Source organism: Kribbella sp. NPDC005582 (assembly GCF_040605415.1).
Taxonomy (GTDB): domain Bacteria; phylum Actinomycetota; class Actinomycetes; order Propionibacteriales; family Kribbellaceae; genus Kribbella.
The window spans coordinates 436,210-452,087 of the sequence record NZ_JBEXCU010000006.1 but is presented as its reverse complement, the minus strand read 5'-3'; the positions used below and the strand labels follow the sequence as shown (position 1 = coordinate 452,087).

The 15,878-nt window shown below is 68.9% G+C and carries 14 protein-coding genes; 6 read left to right on the top strand and 8 right to left on the bottom strand.

What is annotated here, in order from left to right; genetic code table 11:
* Position 1: 1 nt before the first annotated feature.
* The 6 genes from ABZS29_RS31415 to ABZS29_RS31390 are packed head-to-tail and all read right to left on the bottom strand — an operon-like array spanning position 2 to position 5,711.
* A complete protein-coding gene (locus tag ABZS29_RS31415; RefSeq protein ID WP_355467399.1) occupies positions 2-1,258 on the bottom strand; it encodes a cysteine desulfurase in 1,257 nt (418 codons plus the stop codon).
* A complete protein-coding gene (gene sufC / locus ABZS29_RS31410; protein ID WP_355467397.1) occupies positions 1,255-2,016 on the bottom strand; it encodes a Fe-S cluster assembly ATPase SufC in 762 nt (253 codons plus the stop codon). Before sufC ends, ABZS29_RS31415 begins: the two co-directional genes overlap by 4 nt.
* A 26-nt stretch (positions 2,017-2,042) precedes the next feature.
* The gene (locus ABZS29_RS31405; RefSeq protein WP_355467395.1) at positions 2,043-2,381 is read right to left on the bottom strand and encodes a non-heme iron oxygenase ferredoxin subunit; all 339 of its coding nucleotides are present in this window, start codon (positions 2,379-2,381) and stop codon (positions 2,043-2,045) included.
* The gene (sufD, locus tag ABZS29_RS31400) at positions 2,378-3,580 is read right to left on the bottom strand and encodes a Fe-S cluster assembly protein SufD (RefSeq protein ID WP_355467530.1); all 1,203 of its coding nucleotides are present in this window, start codon (positions 3,578-3,580) and stop codon (positions 2,378-2,380) included. The genes ABZS29_RS31405 and sufD overlap by 4 nt, the downstream gene beginning before the upstream one ends.
* The gene (gene sufB / locus ABZS29_RS31395; protein ID WP_355467393.1) at positions 3,577-4,989 is read right to left on the bottom strand and encodes a Fe-S cluster assembly protein SufB; all 1,413 of its coding nucleotides are present in this window, start codon (positions 4,987-4,989) and stop codon (positions 3,577-3,579) included. The genes sufD and sufB overlap by 4 nt, the downstream gene beginning before the upstream one ends.
* Entirely contained in the window at positions 4,986-5,711 is a 726-nt protein-coding gene (locus ABZS29_RS31390) for a metalloregulator ArsR/SmtB family transcription factor (protein ID WP_355467391.1), read from the bottom strand. Before ABZS29_RS31390 ends, sufB begins: the two co-directional genes overlap by 4 nt.
* Before the next feature lie 127 nt (positions 5,712-5,838).
* Here ABZS29_RS31390 and ABZS29_RS31385 point away from each other — a divergent pair, with 127 nt between their 5' ends.
* Genes ABZS29_RS31385 through ABZS29_RS31375 form a run of 3 tightly spaced genes read left to right on the top strand, consistent with a single transcriptional unit; the run spans position 5,839 to position 8,280 of the window.
* A complete protein-coding gene (locus ABZS29_RS31385) occupies positions 5,839-6,561 on the top strand; it encodes an ABC transporter ATP-binding protein (RefSeq protein WP_355467389.1) in 723 nt (240 codons plus the stop codon).
* Complete coding sequence (locus ABZS29_RS31380; RefSeq protein ID WP_355467388.1) at positions 6,558-7,334, top strand: ABC transporter permease; 777 nt, start codon at positions 6,558-6,560, stop codon at positions 7,332-7,334. Before ABZS29_RS31385 ends, ABZS29_RS31380 begins: the two co-directional genes overlap by 4 nt.
* Before the next feature lie 19 nt (positions 7,335-7,353).
* Positions 7,354-8,280: a COX15/CtaA family protein gene (locus ABZS29_RS31375; RefSeq protein ID WP_355467386.1), complete on the top strand. Its 927-nt coding sequence runs from the start codon at positions 7,354-7,356 to the stop codon at positions 8,278-8,280.
* Here ABZS29_RS31375 and ABZS29_RS31370 read toward each other — a convergent pair.
* Both ABZS29_RS31370 and ABZS29_RS31365 read right to left on the bottom strand, forming a co-directional pair.
* The gene (locus ABZS29_RS31370) at positions 8,273-9,307 is read right to left on the bottom strand and encodes a ScyD/ScyE family protein (RefSeq protein ID WP_355467384.1); all 1,035 of its coding nucleotides are present in this window, start codon (positions 9,305-9,307) and stop codon (positions 8,273-8,275) included. The two genes, ABZS29_RS31375 and ABZS29_RS31370, sit on opposite strands and share 8 nt — an antisense overlap.
* A 483-nt stretch (positions 9,308-9,790) precedes the next feature.
* Complete coding sequence (locus tag ABZS29_RS31365) at positions 9,791-10,684, bottom strand: heme o synthase (protein WP_355467529.1); 894 nt, start codon at positions 10,682-10,684, stop codon at positions 9,791-9,793.
* 297 nt (positions 10,685-10,981) lie between these two features.
* On the opposite strand from ABZS29_RS31365, the gene tkt reads away from it, so the two are divergent.
* From tkt to ABZS29_RS31350, 3 genes are read left to right on the top strand one after another with little or no spacing between them, the layout of a single operon-like run.
* Complete coding sequence (gene tkt / locus ABZS29_RS31360; protein WP_355467382.1) at positions 10,982-13,150, top strand: transketolase; 2,169 nt, start codon at positions 10,982-10,984, stop codon at positions 13,148-13,150.
* 41 nt (positions 13,151-13,191) lie between these two features.
* On the top strand, positions 13,192-14,301 hold the full coding sequence (tal, locus tag ABZS29_RS31355) for a transaldolase (RefSeq protein ID WP_355467380.1): 1,110 nt from the start codon (positions 13,192-13,194) through the stop codon (positions 14,299-14,301).
* Complete coding sequence (locus ABZS29_RS31350) at positions 14,298-15,875, top strand: glucose-6-phosphate isomerase (RefSeq protein ID WP_355467378.1); 1,578 nt, start codon at positions 14,298-14,300, stop codon at positions 15,873-15,875. Before tal ends, ABZS29_RS31350 begins: the two co-directional genes overlap by 4 nt.
* Positions 15,876-15,878 lie beyond the last annotated feature (3 nt).

Below are 15,878 nucleotides of genomic sequence, written 5' to 3'. Positions count from 1 at the left end.
ATCAGTCCACCTTGAAGAATGACCGGACGAATCCGAGGCCGTCGACGAGCGCGTCGATCTCCTCGGGAGTCGTGTACAGGTAGAAAGACGCTCTGGTCGACGATTGCATTCCGAACCGCTCGTGCACCGGACGCGCACAGTGGTGACCGGCCCGGACGGCGATGCCGCGCGTGTCCAGCACGGTCGACACGTCGTGCGGGTGGACGCCGTCCAGCTCGAAGCTGATCGCGCCACCGTGATCCACAGCGTCGGCCGGGCCGAGCAGCTTCAGACCGGGAACCGTCTTCAGGCCTTCGAGCGCGTACTCCACGATCGCGTGCTCGTGCGCCGCGATCTTGTCCATGCCGATCCCGGACAGGTAGTCCAGCGCCGCGCCGAGACCGACCGCCTGCGCGATCGGCGGCGTACCGGCCTCGAACCGGGCCGGCGGCGGGGCGTAGGTCGAACCGGTCATCCGGACGATCTCGATCATCTCGCCGCCACCGAGGAACGGCGGCAGCTCGGCGAGCAGGTCGTAGCGGCCCCAGAGCACGCCGATACCGGTCGGGCCGACCGCCTTGTGTCCGGTGAAGACGAGCAGGTCCACCCCGAGCGTGGAGACGTCGACCGGGAACTGCGGCACCGCCTGCGAGGCGTCGACGACGACGGTCGCACCGACCGCCTTCGCCTTGACGGCGATGTCGGCGATCGGGTTGATCGTGCCGAGTGCGTTCGAGACCCAGGTCAGCGAGACGACCTTGGTCTGCTCGGTCAGCAGCTCGTCGATGTTCGACAGGTCGAGCCGGCCGTCCTCGGTGACGCCGAACCACTTCAGCGTCGCGCCGCTGCGCTCGCACGCCAGCTGCCACGGGACGATGTTGCTGTGGTGCTCCATCTCGGAGATCACCACGACATCGCCCGGCTTCAGCGACGCGCCGAGCGTGTGCGCGGCCAGGTTGAGCGCCTCGGAGGCGTTCTTGGTGAAGACGATCTCGTCGCGGTTGGTCGCGCCGATGAACGCCGCCACCTTGTCCCGGCCGTCCTCGTACGCCGCCGTGGCCTCCGCGCCGAGCTGGTGCATGGCGCGGGCGACGTTGGCGTTGTGCTTGAGGTAGTGGTCGGAGATCGCCTGGACCACCTGGGCCGGCTTCTGCGAGGAGTTCGCCGAGTCCAGGTAGACCAACGGGAATCCACCCGCGAGCTCACGGCTCAGGATGGGGAAGTCCGCCCGGACCGACTGCAGGTCCAAGGGACTGCTGAACGTCCGGGCGTCGGTCACTTGGCGCCGGCCTTCAGGAAGCGCTCGTAGCCGTTGGCCTCGAGCTCGTCGGCGAGCTCCGGGCCACCCTCTTCGGCGACGCGGCCGTCGACGAACACGTGCACGAAGTCCGGCTTGATGTAGCGCAGGATCCGCGTGTAGTGGGTGATCAGCAGAACGCCCTTGTCGCCCTTCTCGGCGTACCGGTTGACGCCGGTGGAGACGATCTTCAGCGCGTCGATGTCGAGGCCGGAGTCGGTCTCGTCGAGGATCGCGATCTTCGGGTTCAGCAGCTCCAGCTGAACGATCTCGTGCCGCTTCTTCTCACCACCGGAGAAGCCCTCGTTCACGTTCCGGTTGCCGAAGTCGGTGTCCATCTCCAGGTCGGAGAGCGCCTTGTTGACGTCCTTGACCCAGGTGCGCAGCTTCGGCGCCTCGCCGTCGACGGCGGTCTTCGCGGTGCGCAGGAAGTTCGACACCGACACGCCGGGGACCTCGACCGGGTACTGCATGGCCAGGAACAGGCCGGCCCGGGCGCGCTCGTCGACGGACATGTCGAGCACGTCCTCGCCGTCCAGCGTCACGGTGCCGCCGGTGACGTTGTACTTCGGGTGACCGGCGATCGAGTACGCCAGCGTGGACTTGCCGGAACCGTTCGGGCCCATGATCGCGTGCGTCTGACCACCGGCGATGGTCAGGTCGACGCCGCGCAGGATCTCCTTCGGGCCGTTCTCGGTGTCGACCGACACGTGCAGGTCGCGGATCTCGAGTGTCGCCATGAGGTTTCTTCTATCTCCGTCTGTGTCTACAGGGACTGCTGGTTCAGGGGGTTCTTCACGTCGACGAGGACGTCGTCGCCGTCGACGCGGACCGGGTAGACCGGCACCGGGTCGTAGGCCGGCAGGCTGGTCGGCTCGCCGGTGCGCAGGTCGAAGCGGGATCCGTGCAGCCAGCACTCGATCTCGCAGCCACCGACGTCACCCTCGGACAGCTGGATCTGCGCGTGCGAGCACTCGTCCCGCACCGCGAAGAACTGTCCTTCGCTCTTCACGACCGCGACCTCGACGCCGGCGATCTCCACCGAGACGACTCCCTCGTCCGGTACGTCGGCGGCGGCGCAGGCGCGCTCGAAGCTGTCGCTCACTGGCCGAGCGCCACCTTCGCGGAGGCGCTCAGCTCGGCGGTGCGGGCCAGCTTGGTCTCGATCACCTCGTGCAGGTGGTCGACGACCTCGGGGACACCGATCTTGCCGATGATGTCGTTGAAGAAGCCGGACACGACCAGCCGGCGGGCGGCGTCCTCGGGGATACCGCGCGCCTGCAGGTAGAACAGCTGCTCGTCGTCGAACCGGCCGGTCGCGGACGCGTGCCCCGCGCCCTCGATCTCGCCGGTCTCGATCTCCAGGTTCGGCACCGAGTCGGCGCGGGCGCCCTCGGTCAGGACCAGGTTGCGGTTCAGCTCGAAGGTGTCGGTGCCCTCGGCCGCGGCCCGGATCAGCACGTCGCCGATCCACACCGAGCGGGCGTGGTCACCGGCCAGCGCACCCTTGTAGAGCACGTTGCTCTTGCAGTTGGTGGCCTCGTGGTCGACGAACAGCCGGTGCTCGTGGTGCTGCCCGGACTCGGCGAAGTACACCCCGAGGAACTCGGCGTCGCCGCCAGGACCGGCGTACCGGACGTTGGCGTTGATCCGGACGACCTTGCCGCCCAGCGTCACGACGACGTGCTTCAGCTTGGCGTCGCGACCGACCAGCGAATCGTGCTGGGCCAGGTGCAGCGAGTCGTGGTCACCCTGCTGGATGCTCACGACGCGCAGCTCCGCGCCGTCGCCGACCTTGATCTCGACGTTGCTGCTCAGCTCGCCGGCGCCGGTGTGGTCGATGATGACCAGGGCGCGGCTGTGCCGGCCGGCCTCGACGATCAGGTGCGTGTAGCCGCGGCCGCCGAGGCTGGCCACGTTCACGTGCACCGGCTCGGTCAGCTCGGCGTCGTTCGGGATGCGCACGGCCAGCGCGGACGGGGACTGCTTCCACGCGATCGCGGACGGGCGGTCCTGCGGGGTCAGCACCTTGAGCGCGTCGGCGACGACGGTCTCGATGGTGACCTGCTCCGGACCGGAGGCGTCGATCTTCGGCGTCTCGGTGCCTTCGGCGTCCTCGAAGAGCGACTTCAGCGCCTTCACCGGGGTGAAGCGCCACTCCTCCTCGCGACCGTTCGGCACCGGGAAGGTCTCGACGTCGTACGACGTCGGCCGCTCGCTCCGGGCCTGCAACGGGACCGGTGAACCGGGCCCGTGCGAGTGCGCCTTGTTGCCGGTGGCAACCAGAGTTTCGGTCGACATCAGCCGACGGCCCCTTCCATCTGCAGCTCGATGAGCCGGTTGAGTTCCAGCGCGTACTCCATCGGGAGCTCGCGGGCGATCGGCTCGATGAAGCCGCGGACGATCATCGCCATCGCCTCGTCCTCGGCCATCCCCCGGCTCATCAGGTAGAAGAGCTGGTCGTCGCTGACCTTGGAGACGGTCGCCTCGTGTCCCATCGCGACGTCGTCCTCGCGGACGTCGACGTACGGGTAGGTGTCGGAGCGGCTGATCGTGTCGACCAGCAGCGCGTCACAGCGCACCGTGGACTTGCTGTGGTGCGAACCCGGCGCCACCTCGACCAGACCGCGGTACGACGTCCGGCCGCCACCGCGGGCCACGGACTTCGAGACGATCGAGCTCGACGTGTACGGCGCGTTGTGCACCATCTTGGAGCCGGCGTCCTGGTGCTGGCCCTCGCCCGCGAACGCGACCGACAGGGTCTCGCCCTTGGCGTGCTCACCCATCAGGTAGACGGCCGGGTACTTCATCGTCACCTTGGAACCGATGTTGCCGTCGATCCACTCCATCGTCGCGCCGGCCTCACAGGTGGCGCGCTTGGTGACCAGGTTGTAGACGTTGTTCGACCAGTTCTGGATCGTCGTGTAGCGGCAGCGGGCGCCCTTCTTCACGATGATCTCGACCACCGCGGAGTGCAGCGAGTCCGACTTGTAGATCGGCGCGGTGCAGCCCTCGACGTAGTGGACGTAGGCGTCCTCGTCGACGATGATCAGCGTCCGCTCGAACTGGCCCATGTTCTCGGTGTTGATCCGGAAGTAGGCCTGCAGCGGGATGTCCACCTTGACGCCCTTGGGCACGTAGATGAACGAGCCGCCGGACCAGACCGCCGTGTTCAGCGCGGCGAACTTGTTGTCGCCGACCGGGATCACCGAGCCGAAGTACTCCTGGAACAGCTCCGGGTATTCCTTCAGGCCGGTGTCGGTGTCGACGAAGATGACACCTTGCTCCTCCAGGTCCTCGCGGATCTGGTGGTAGACGACCTCGGACTCGTACTGCGCGGCGACGCCGGCGACCAGGCGCTGCTTCTCCGCCTCCGGGATGCCGAGCTTGTCGTAGGTGTTCTTGATGTCCTCGGGCAGCTCTTCCCAGCTGGTCGCCTGCTTCTCGGTCGACCGGACGAAGTACTTGATGTTGTCGAAGTCGATCCCGGACAGGTCGGCGCCCCACGACGGCATCGGCTTGCGGTCGAAGAGCTTCAGGCCCTTCAGGCGCAGGTCGAGCATCCACTCCGGCTCGCTCTTGAGCGCGGAGATCCCGCGCACGACGTCGGCGCTGATGCCGCGCTGGGCGACCGCGCCGGCGGCGTCGGAGTCGGCCCAGCCGTACTGGTAGTTGCCGAGGCCTTCCAGTTCGGGGTGAGCTGTTTGCGTCATCGTGCAGTCCTCGCAGATTCGCCGTCGGATACTGAAGAAACCGGAGCAGGCCCCGGGATATGTGTGGTGCAGACACCGTCGCCGTGGGCGATGGTGGCCAGCCGCTGGACGTGCCGGCCGAGCAAGGTGGCGAACACCTCGGTCTCGGCCTCGCAGAGCTGGGGGAACTGCTCGGCCACGTGCGCGACCGGGCAATGGTGCTGGCAGAGCTGGGCGCCGTGGCCCCGCTCCGCGGTGGAGGCGGCGTAGCCGTCGGCCGTCAGCGCCTCGGCCAGCACCTCCGCCTTGTCACTGTCCGGAGCCGCGTCGATCAGCTCCTGGTACCGCTGTCCCACCTCGAGCGCGCGCCGGCGGGCGAACTCCGCTACCGCCTGCTCCCCGCCGGCCTCCGCGATGAAGTGCAGCGCGGTGGCGGCCAGGTCGTCGTACGCCTGGTGGAACGCGTGCCGGCCGGAGTCGGTCAGCACGAAGACCTTCGCGGGGCGGCCGCGGCCGCGCGGGCCGTAAACACGCTCCTCGCGGGACTCGACCACGCCCTGCTCGAGCAGGTGGTCGAGATGCCGCCGGACGGCGGCCGGGGTCAGCTCGAGGCGCTCGGCGAGCACCGCGGCGCTGGACGGGCCGTTGGTCAGGATCGACCGGGCCACCCGGTCCCGGGTGGACTCGTCCCGCGCGCTGCCGGTGCCGGCAGGCGCCGCACTGGAGGTGGCGGGAGTTTTCACAACATCAGTGTCGCGTAATTCAGGGTGCCCTTCAAATAAGGCTCCCCTAACCGGTTCACGCCGCTCCGCTGAGCAGAAGAGGTGGGCGTGAGCAGGGTCACGTCCGGGGGTTCTCTATGCTGCGGTTGTGCCAGTCGCGGTAGAGATCGACAACCTCGTCGTGCGGTACGGCGAGAAGGCCGCTGTCGACGGACTCACCCTCACCGTAACCGCCGGCGCCGTCACGTCCGTGCTCGGCCCCAACGGGGCCGGCAAGACCACGACCGTGGAGAGTTGCGAGGGCTTCCGGCGGCCGGACTCGGGCAGTGTCCGGGTGCTCGGCCTGGACCCGATCGCCGACCACGACGAGCTGATGCCGCGGATCGGCGTGATGCTGCAGGAGGGTGGCGCCTGGTCCGGCGTGCGCGCCCTCGAGATGCTCAAGTACGTCGCCACGCTGCACGCGCATCCGCTCGACATCGGCACGCTCGTGGACCGGCTCGACCTCGGTACCTGCGGCAAGACGCCGTACCGGCGGTTGTCGGGTGGGCAGAAGCAGCGGCTGTCGCTCGCGCTGGCGATCGTCGGCCGGCCGGAGATCGCCTTCCTCGACGAACCGACCACCGGCCTGGACCCGCACGGGCGCCGTGAGATCTGGCAGTTGATCCGCGATCTGCGCGACGACGGAGTGACCGTCGTACTGACTACGCACGCGATGGACGAGGCCGAGCAGTTGTCCGACCAGGTGCACGTGATGGCGGCCGGGAAGCTGATCGCCTCCGGCACTCCGGACACCTTGACCGAACACGGCACCAAGTCGCTGGAGGACGTGTACCTCGAACTGACCGCACCGAAGCGAGAGAACTCATGACGACGTACGCACCTCAACCGGGCAGTGCGCCGTGGTCGCAGAAGGTGCTGGCGCATACGCGGATGGAGTTCAAGCTTCTGATCCGCAACGGCGAGCAACTGCTGCTGGCCCTCGTCATCCCGCTTGGGCTGCTTCTGCTGCTCGGTGCGACCGGCCTCGGTAATCGGCTGCCACTGGGTGACGCGCGGCCGATCGATGACGCCGTACCGCGGGTGCTCGCGCTTGCCGTGCTCTCCTCGTCGTTCACCTCGCTGGCGATCGCCACCGGCTTCGAACGCCGGTACGGCGTGATCAAGCGGCTCGGCGCATCGCCGCTGTCGCGGGGCGGACTGCTCGCCGGGAAGATCGGCGCGGTGCTGATCGTGCAGGTGATCCAGTTCGCCGTACTGATCGGGACCGGGTTCGCCCTCGGCTGGAAGCCGGTCGGCGGCGTGGACGCGGTCGTCGGCGTCGTACTGACAGTCCTCTGCGGTACGGCGGCCTTCGCGTCCCTCGGTCTGCTGATGGCCGGCGTACTGCGCGCCGAGGCGACTCTCGCCGCCGCGAACCTGCTCTATCTCCTGCTGCTGGCCGGTGGTGCGGTGATGACGCCGGTCACCGAGTACCCGGAAGCCATGCGGGGCGTGGTCCGGCTGCTGCCGAGCGCCGCGCTGGCCAGCGGGCTGTCGAACTCCACTGTCGAGGGGATCATCCCCTGGGCCGCCGCCCTGGCGCTGGCGCTGTGGGCGGGAGTCCTCGGGTACCTGGTCTCCCGAACCTTCCGATGGGACTGACCTTTAGAGTGTGCCGGTGATGACGACCGAACTTCCGCCCCAACAGACTGAACCAGTCGGCCGGCTCTGGCGCCTGGTGCCCGAACCGAGCCTGGACGCGGTCCGGCGCTGGGGCTGGGCGTCGGTGATCGTCAACATCGGCATCGTGGTCACCGGCGGTCTGGTCCGCCTCACCGGCTCGGGACTCGGGTGCCCGACCTGGCCGCAGTGCACCGACGAGTCGTACGTGCCGCATGCCGCGCTCGGGATGCACGGCGCGATCGAGTTCGGCAACCGGATGCTCGGCTTCGTGGTCGCGATCGTGGCGATCGGAACCTGGCTGGCCGTGATGCGGTACCGCCCGATCCGCCGGGACCTGCGGAGGCTCGCCACCGCAGCCGCGCTCGGCGTACCGCTGCAGGCCGTCATCGGCGGTGTGAGCGTCCTCACGGGCCTGAACCCGTGGATCGTCTCCGCGCACTTCCTGGTCTCACCGATCATCATCACGCTGACGGTGTCGATGATGCGGCGGTCGCGCACCAGTCCCTACCCGCACACTCCCCCGGTCGTCCGGGCCCTGGCCACCGCGTCCGTCGTGGCCGTCTGGCTGACCGTTGCCATCGGCACCTTGGTGACCGGCGCCGGGCCGCACTCCGGCGACCCGGACACCGGCCGGAACGGATTCGACGAGGAGCTGATCAGTCAGCTGCACGCCGACGTGGTGTTCGGCCTGCTCGGCATCACGATCGCCCTGGTCATCGCCACCCGGGTGACCGCGACCTCCCGCACCCTGCGGAAGCTTGCGGCCTGGCTGTTGGCGGCCGAGCTCCTGCAGGGTGCGGTCGGCTTCACTCAGTACTTCACGCACCTCCCTTGGGTGCTCGTACTGATCCACATGTTCTTCGCCGGGCTGCTGATCGCCTTGGTCACTGCCGTGTACGGCGAACGCGGGACACCGGCTACCTGACCCGGTAGACCGCGCCCGTCCCGAAGACCGGCGACGAGACGAAGAGCTGCCCCCAGCGGTTGTAGGCGACGCCGCCGGGAAGGTTCAGCTTGCCGCGGGCAAGCTCTCGCCGGTGGCCCCACTTGTCCTGCACGATCAGCGATCCGATCGGCGAACCGCCCATCTCGAACTTCAGCCAGCTCTCGCGAGCCAGCTGTACCACGGCGAGCTGGCGATGCGGTCCACCGGCGAGGTCGACGATCGACGTGTAGCCGTCGGCGTACCGCTTGCAGTTGCCCTTCCACGGCTTCGCCGGATCGCAGACCGCGCCGACCGAGCCGGGCTTGATCCGCCAGATCTCCGAGGTCCCTGGTGTGGCCGGGAAGCCGCGGAGCTCACCGACGTACCAGTAACCGTCCGAGCCGACCGTGACCGACGTCGCGACCGCTTCGGCCAGGAACGGCGTACCGGCTGGTGGTGCTTCCGATCCCAGTCCGGCCGGCGTCTTCACCCACCGCGGCTTCAACCGTGCCACGGTCTTGATCGTCCCGTTCGGCCAGACCCGGAGCAGATCGTTGTTCGCGGCATCGGAAACCAGCACCGTTCCGTCCCGCAGCGCCGCCACCCCGAACGGGTTGCTCTCCGTCGGCGGGTCGGCCTGGTTGTACGGATCGGGATCCTTCGCCTGGTACTTCGCGATGTCCGCCACCACGACCGCCGACCTACCCGGCCGCAACCGGTACAAGGTCGCCCCACCCGGCGGCAGCGGCTGCCCCGGCTCACCACCCGCGCCGGTCAGCGCGTACGTCGTACCCCAAGCATTGGTGTCGATCGCCGGCGGGAACCCGCCCGGCACCTGCCCGAGCTTCCACCGCCGGTGCCCGTCCGTCGCGTAGACCGACCCGTCCGTGACGCTGTAGATCACCTTGTGTCCGTACGTCGCCACACCCCGTGGACCGTTCAGATTGGTTGCCACCGGCCTCAGTACGCCAGTCGCCTCCGCCTGCCCCGCCACCAGCACCGAGCCCACCATCGCGAGCGCTGCCATCGCAGCGATACGTGTTCGTACCCCCACAGTCATGCCCCCTGGATTCGTGTCTCCCCAGACGCGGAGTCACTCCACAGACCCCAACATCGCAACACCGCACCCCGACCCGGTCAAGGTCCACAAGGGCATAACTATCTGCACCCCACCCCTCACCCCCGGACAACCCGATGACGTAGGCAACAACACGTAGTGGTGCCTCGACACCCATCGCGCCACGCTCACCCATGCCTGCTCGGCACCCCGCCGGACAACCATCACGTGTTCTTACCGACAGCCGGACCGCCAGCACTCACCAACGCGAGCGACACCAACACCCCCACGCTCACGCGCTCCGGCTCGACCGCCGAAAGCGCCTGTTGGTGAGTGCTGCACGTCCGCCCGACATGGTTGATCGGGGGTGTGCTCGTCAGCATGTGAGGGCGGCACCACGTGCAGCCGCGCCGGAGGCGCCCAAAGAACTGTCGCCGCCGGAGGCGGTGTCCTTTAGCGGAGGAGGGGGTCGATCGCGGCGGCGATGAAGAGGAGCGCCAGGTAGATGTTGGAGAAGTGGAACAGGCGCATGGGGCGGAGGGCCGCGCCGTCGGCGCCGGTGTGGGCGCGGCGGAGGAGGTTGCGGGCTTCGCGGAGGAAGACGACGCCGAGGACGATCGAGGCGACCGGGTAGACGAAGCCGGTGCCGGCGACCGGCCACAGCGCGATCGAGGTGAGGACCATGACGATCGAGTAGGCGAAGATCTGGCGGGCCGTCTGGACGGGGGTGGCGACGACAGGGAGCATCGGTACGTCGACCGAGGCGTAGTCCTCGCGGTAGCGCATGGCCAGGGCCCAGGTGTGCGGGGGCGTCCAGAAGAAGACGACGCCGAACAGGACGAGCGGGGTCCAGGCGATGTCGTTGGTGACCGCGGTCCAGCCGATCAGGGTCGGGAAGCAGCCCGCGATTCCGCCCCAGACGATGTTCTGGACGGTACGGCGCTTCAGCACCATCGTGTAGCCGAAGACGTAGAACAGGTTCGCGGCGAGCGCGAGGCCGGACGAGAGCCAGTTCACGAAGAAGCCGAGCTCCAGCGTGGCGAGCACACCGAGCACGACGCCGAAGATCGTCGCCGAGCGCGGGCTGACCGCGTGCCGGGGCAGCGGGCGGCGGCGGGTACGGCGCATCTGCTCGTCGATGTCGCGGTCCAGCACGCAGTTGATCGTGTTGGCGCTGCCGGAGGCGAGGATGCCGCCGACCAGGGTGGCGGCGACGACTCCGAGGCCCGGAACTCCCCCGGCGGCCAGGAACATCACCGGCACGGTGGTGATCAGCAGCAGCTCGATGATGCGTGGCTTGGTCAGACCGACGTACGCCTTCACCACGTCGCGCACCGACGGAGTCATCGCACTGGATGGATCCGGCAGCGGCGTCGGGTACGACGTCGTCGCGGCTGGACGCGGGTCGACGGCCGTCACGAACACCTCGAACTCAGAAGGTTGACGCCGGGGTACCGGCGCTGACGGTTCGACAGTCTACGACGAGCGGTAGGAGGGCCCGACCACCCCCCTGCGTGATGGGGGGAACAACGACGTTCACGTCCGGGTTGCTCATCTGTGAGGCGCCTGAAACGCAGCGGCGAGTAGGCTCCTGACCGAGAACCAGCAGCAGTGTTCGCAGCCATCGAGAGGAGCGCCGCCGGCGTGACGGAGAAGACCAGCCCCAAGCTTGAATGGACCGAGCTCGACAAGCGCGCGGTCGACACTGTGCGGGTCCTTGCGATGGACGCGGTGGAGAAGGTCGGCAACGGCCACCCCGGGACCGCGATGAGCCTGGCACCCGCGGCGTACCTGTTGTTCCAGAAGGTGATGCGGCACAACCCGGCGGATCCGCACTGGGCCGGCCGGGACCGCTTCGTGCTGTCGGCCGGGCACTCCAGCCTGACGCTCTACATCCAGCTCTACCTGGCCGGTTTCGGCCTGGAGCTCGACGACCTGAAGGCGCTGCGCACCTGGGGCAGCAAGACCCCGGGCCACCCGGAGTACCGGCACACCCCCGGCGTCGAGACCACCACCGGCCCGCTCGGCCAGGGTGTCGGCAACGCGGTCGGCATGGCGATGGCGGCCCGCCGCGAGCGCGGTCTGTTCGACCGCGAGAGCGCGAAGGGCGAGAGCCTGTTCGACCACCACATCTACGTGATCGCCTCCGACGGTGACCTGGAGGAGGGCGTCTCCTCCGAGGCCTCGTCGCTGGCCGGTCACCAGCAGCTCGGCAACCTCACGGTGATCTGGGACGACAACAAGATCTCGATCGAGGACGACACCAACATCGCGTTCTCCGAGGACGTCGCCGCCCGCTACGCGGCGTACGGCTGGGACGTCCGCACGGTCGACTGGACCAACGGCGGCACCGGCTACGAAGAAGACGTCCAGGCCCTGTACGACGCGATCGAGGCCGGTAACGCGGTCACCGACAAGCCGAGCTTCATCCAGCTGCGCACGATCATCGGCTGGCCGGCGGCGACCAAGAAGGGCACCGGCAAGGTGCACGGCAACGCGCTCGGCGCCGAGGAGGTCGCGGCCACCAAGGAGATCCTCGGCTGGGACCCGGCCAAGGACTTCGAGGTCGCCGATGACGTGATCGCGCACACCCGCGAGGCGATCGAGCGCGGCCAGGCCCTGCAGGACGCGTGGAACGCCGAGTTCGAGAAGTGGAAGGTCGGCCACACCGAGCAGGCCGAGCTGATCGACCGGCTCTCCAAGCGCGAGCTGCCGGCCGGCTGGCAGGACGCCCTCCCGAGCTGGGAGCCGGACGCCAAGGGTGTTGCCACCCGCGCGGCCTCCGGCGAGGTGCTCACCAAGCTGGCCCCCGGGCTGCCCGAGCTGTGGGGCGGTTCGGCCGACCTCGCCGGCTCGAACAACACCACCCCGAAGGGCGAGCCGTCGTTCATCCCGGCGGAGCGCTCGACCGACGAGTTCCAGGGCGACGAGTACGGCCGCGTGCTGCACTTCGGCATCCGCGAGCACGGCATGGGCGCGATCCTGAACGGCATCGCCCAGCACGGCGGCACCCGTCCGTACGGCGGCACGTTCCTGGTCTTCTCCGACTACATGCGCCCGTCGGTCCGGCTGGCCGCGCTGATGAAGCTGCCGGTCACCTACGTCTGGACGCACGACTCGATCGGCCTCGGCGAGGACGGCCCGACGCACCAGCCGATCGAGCACCTGTCGGCGCTGCGCGCGATCCCGGGTCTGGACGTCGTCCGCCCCGGTGACGCCAACGAGACGGCGGCCGCTTGGGCCGCGATCCTCGAGCACACCGACCGCCCGGCGGCGCTGGCGCTGACCCGGCAGAACGTGCCGACCTTCCCGCGCGGGACCGACGGCTACGCCACCACCGAGAACGTCAAGAAGGGCGCCTACACGCTCCTCGACACCGAGGGCACGCCGGACGTGGTGCTGATCGGCACCGGCTCCGAGCTGCAGATCGCCGTCGAGGCCCGCGCCAAGCTGGCCGAGGAGGGCATCAACGCCCGGGTCGTGTCGATGCCGTCGCGCGAGTGGTTCGACGAGCAGGACGACGCGTACCGCGAGAGCGTCATCCCGGCCGACGTCCGGGCCCGCGTCTCGGTCGAGGCCGGGATCGCGCAGAGCTGGCACGCCGTCGTCGGTGACGCCGGCCGCAGCGTCAGCATCGAGCACTACGGCGCGTCCGCCGCCTACCAGACCCTGTACGACGAGTTCGGCATCACGACCGCCGCGGTCGTCCAGGCGGCCAAGGACAGCATCGCGACGGCGGCCGGTATCTCCGGTCCCGGCGTACCGCCGAAGCGCGCCTCGTCGGGCCCGGTCGGCCCGGCCGACGCCGCCTGATCACCCTCACAACAGAAGATTCCGGAAGAAGGCATCGGACAATGAACGATCGCTTGAAAGCACTCGCCGACGCGGGTGTCTCCATCTGGCTCGACGACCTGTCCCGGCAGCGGCTGACCAGCGGCAGCCTGCGGACCCTGATCGAGGACAAGCACGTCGTCGGCGTGACGACGAACCCGACCATCTTCGCCAAGGCGATCTCGGACGCGAACGCGTACGCCGAGATCGTCGGCCGGCTGGCCGCGCAGGGCGTCTCGACCGACGAGGCGATCCGGGTGATCACCACCGACGACGTGCGGGACGCGGCCGACCTGTTCAAGCCGATCTACGACGACACCGACGGCCAGGACGGCCGGGTCTCGATCGAGGTCGAGCCGGGCTTCGCCCGCGACACCCAGAAGACGATCGACCAGGCCAAGGAGCTGTGGGAGATCGTCGGCCGCGAGAACGTCTTCATCAAGATCCCGGCCACCAAGGAAGGGCTGGCCGCGATCACCGCGACGCTGGCCGCCGGGATCAGCGTGAACGTGACGCTGATCTTCTCCCTCGAGCGCTACAAGGCGGTCGCGGACGCGTTCCTGTCCGGCGTCGAGCAGGCGATCGACAACGGTCACGACGTGACCAAGCTGGCCAGCGTGGCGTCGTTCTTCGTCAGCCGGGTCGACACCGAGATCGACAAGCGCCTCGACGCGATCGGCACCGACGAGGCCAAGGCCCTCAAGGGCAAGGCGGCCGTCGCGAACGCGCGGCTCGCCTTCCAGGCCTACGAGGAGATCTTCAGCTCCGACCGCTGGCGCGAGATCGAGACCGCCGGCGCCAAGCCGCAGCGTCCGCTCTGGGCGTCCACCGGCGTCAAGGACCCGTCGTACTCCCCCACTCTGTACGTCGACCAGCTGGTCACCAACGGCGTGGTGAACACGATGCCCGAGGCAACCATCAAGGCGGTCGAGGAGCACAGCGAGGTGACCGGCGACACCGTCCGCGGCAACTACGACGCCGACCGTAAGGTGATCGACGACCTGGAGAAGCTGGGCATCTCGTACGACGAGGTCGTGCAGCTGCTCGAGGACGAGGGCGTCTCGAAGTTCGACGCTTCCTGGTCGGAGCTGCAGGACACCGTCACGTCGGCCCTGAAGGGCGCCGCCAAGTGACTGCCGTAACGACTCACAACGGCGACTGGACCGAGGTCGTCAACAAGCTCGTCGAGGAGAAGATCGCCTCCCGGATCGCCGCGAAGGACGCGACGATCTGGGGGCCGGACGCCGAGTCCGAGGCCGCGATCCGGCTCGGCTGGGTGGACCTGCACGAGACCTCGCGGCCGCTGCTGGTCGAGATCGAGGCCCTGCAGGCCGCACTCCGCGCCGAGGGCGTCGACCGGGTGGTCCTGTCCGGCATGGGCGGTTCGTCTCTCGCGCCCGAGGTGATCACCCGTACGGCGGGTGTCGACCTCGTCGTCCTGGACTCGACCGACCCGAGTGTGGTCGCGCGGGCGCTGGCCGGCGACCTGTCGAAGACGGTCGTGGTGGTCTCCAGCAAGTCCGGTGGCACCGTCGAGACCGACAGCCATCGCCGGACCTTCGTGAAGGCGTTCACCGACGCCGGAATCGACGCGGCCTCGCGGATCGTGGTCGTGACCGACCCGGGTTCGCCGTTCGAGAAGCTGGCGGCCGACGAGGGGTACCGCAAGACATTCCTCGCCGACCCGAACGTCGGCGGCCGCTACAGCGCGCTGACCGCGTTCGGCCTGGTGCCGTCCGGTCTCGCCGGGGCGGACATCGCCGAACTCCTGGAGCAGGCCGCCGAGGCCGCTCCGGCCCTGCAGGCCGATTCGACCGACAACCCGGCCCTGTGGCTGGGTGCGGTGCTGGCCGCGTCCGAGGGTCGCGACAAGGCGATCATCACGGCCGACGGCTCCGACATCGTCGGTTTCCCCGACTGGGCCGAGCAGTTGATTGCCGAGAGCACCGGCAAGCTCGGCACCGGCGTACTGCCGGTGGCCGTCGAGCTCGGCGCGCCTGAGCTCACGAGCGAGGCGTCCGACCTGACCAACGCGTTGCTGGCCTCGAAGCCGGCCAGCGGCGTACCGACGGCACTGACGTCGGGTTCGCTGGGCGGGCAGTTCCTGCTCTGGGAGGTAGCGACGGCGGTGGCCGGCTACCTGCTGGGCATCGACCCGTTCGACCAGCCGGACGTCGAGAGCGCGAAGAAGGCCGCCCGCGGTCTGCTCGACGCGCAGCCCGAGCCGGAGGCCGCTGCCTTCACCGACGGTGTCGTCGAGGTCCGCGGTTCCGAGGGGCTGCTCGACGGTGTCGACTCGCTCCAGGGCGCGGTCGACGCGCTGCTGGGACAGCTCGACGAGAAGGGGTACCTGGCTGTCATGGCCTACCTCGACTCCGAGCGTGACGCGGAGCTGACCGGCATCCGGCCGGCCTTCGCGGCGAAGACCGGCCGCCCGGTCACCTTCGGCTGGGGACCGCGGTTCCTGCACTCGACCGGCCAGTACCACAAGGGCGGTCACCCCGAGGGCGTGTTCCTGCAGATCACCGCGGCACACCCGGCCGACGTGGAGATCCCGGATCGCCCGTTCACCTTCGGTACGTTGATCTCGGCTCAAGCAGCCGGTGACGCGAACGTACTCGCCGAGCGTGGCCGGCCGGTGCTCCGGCTGCACCTCACCGACCCGGCGAGCGGCGTACGGCAACTGCTGTCCCTGTTCACGAAGTAAGCA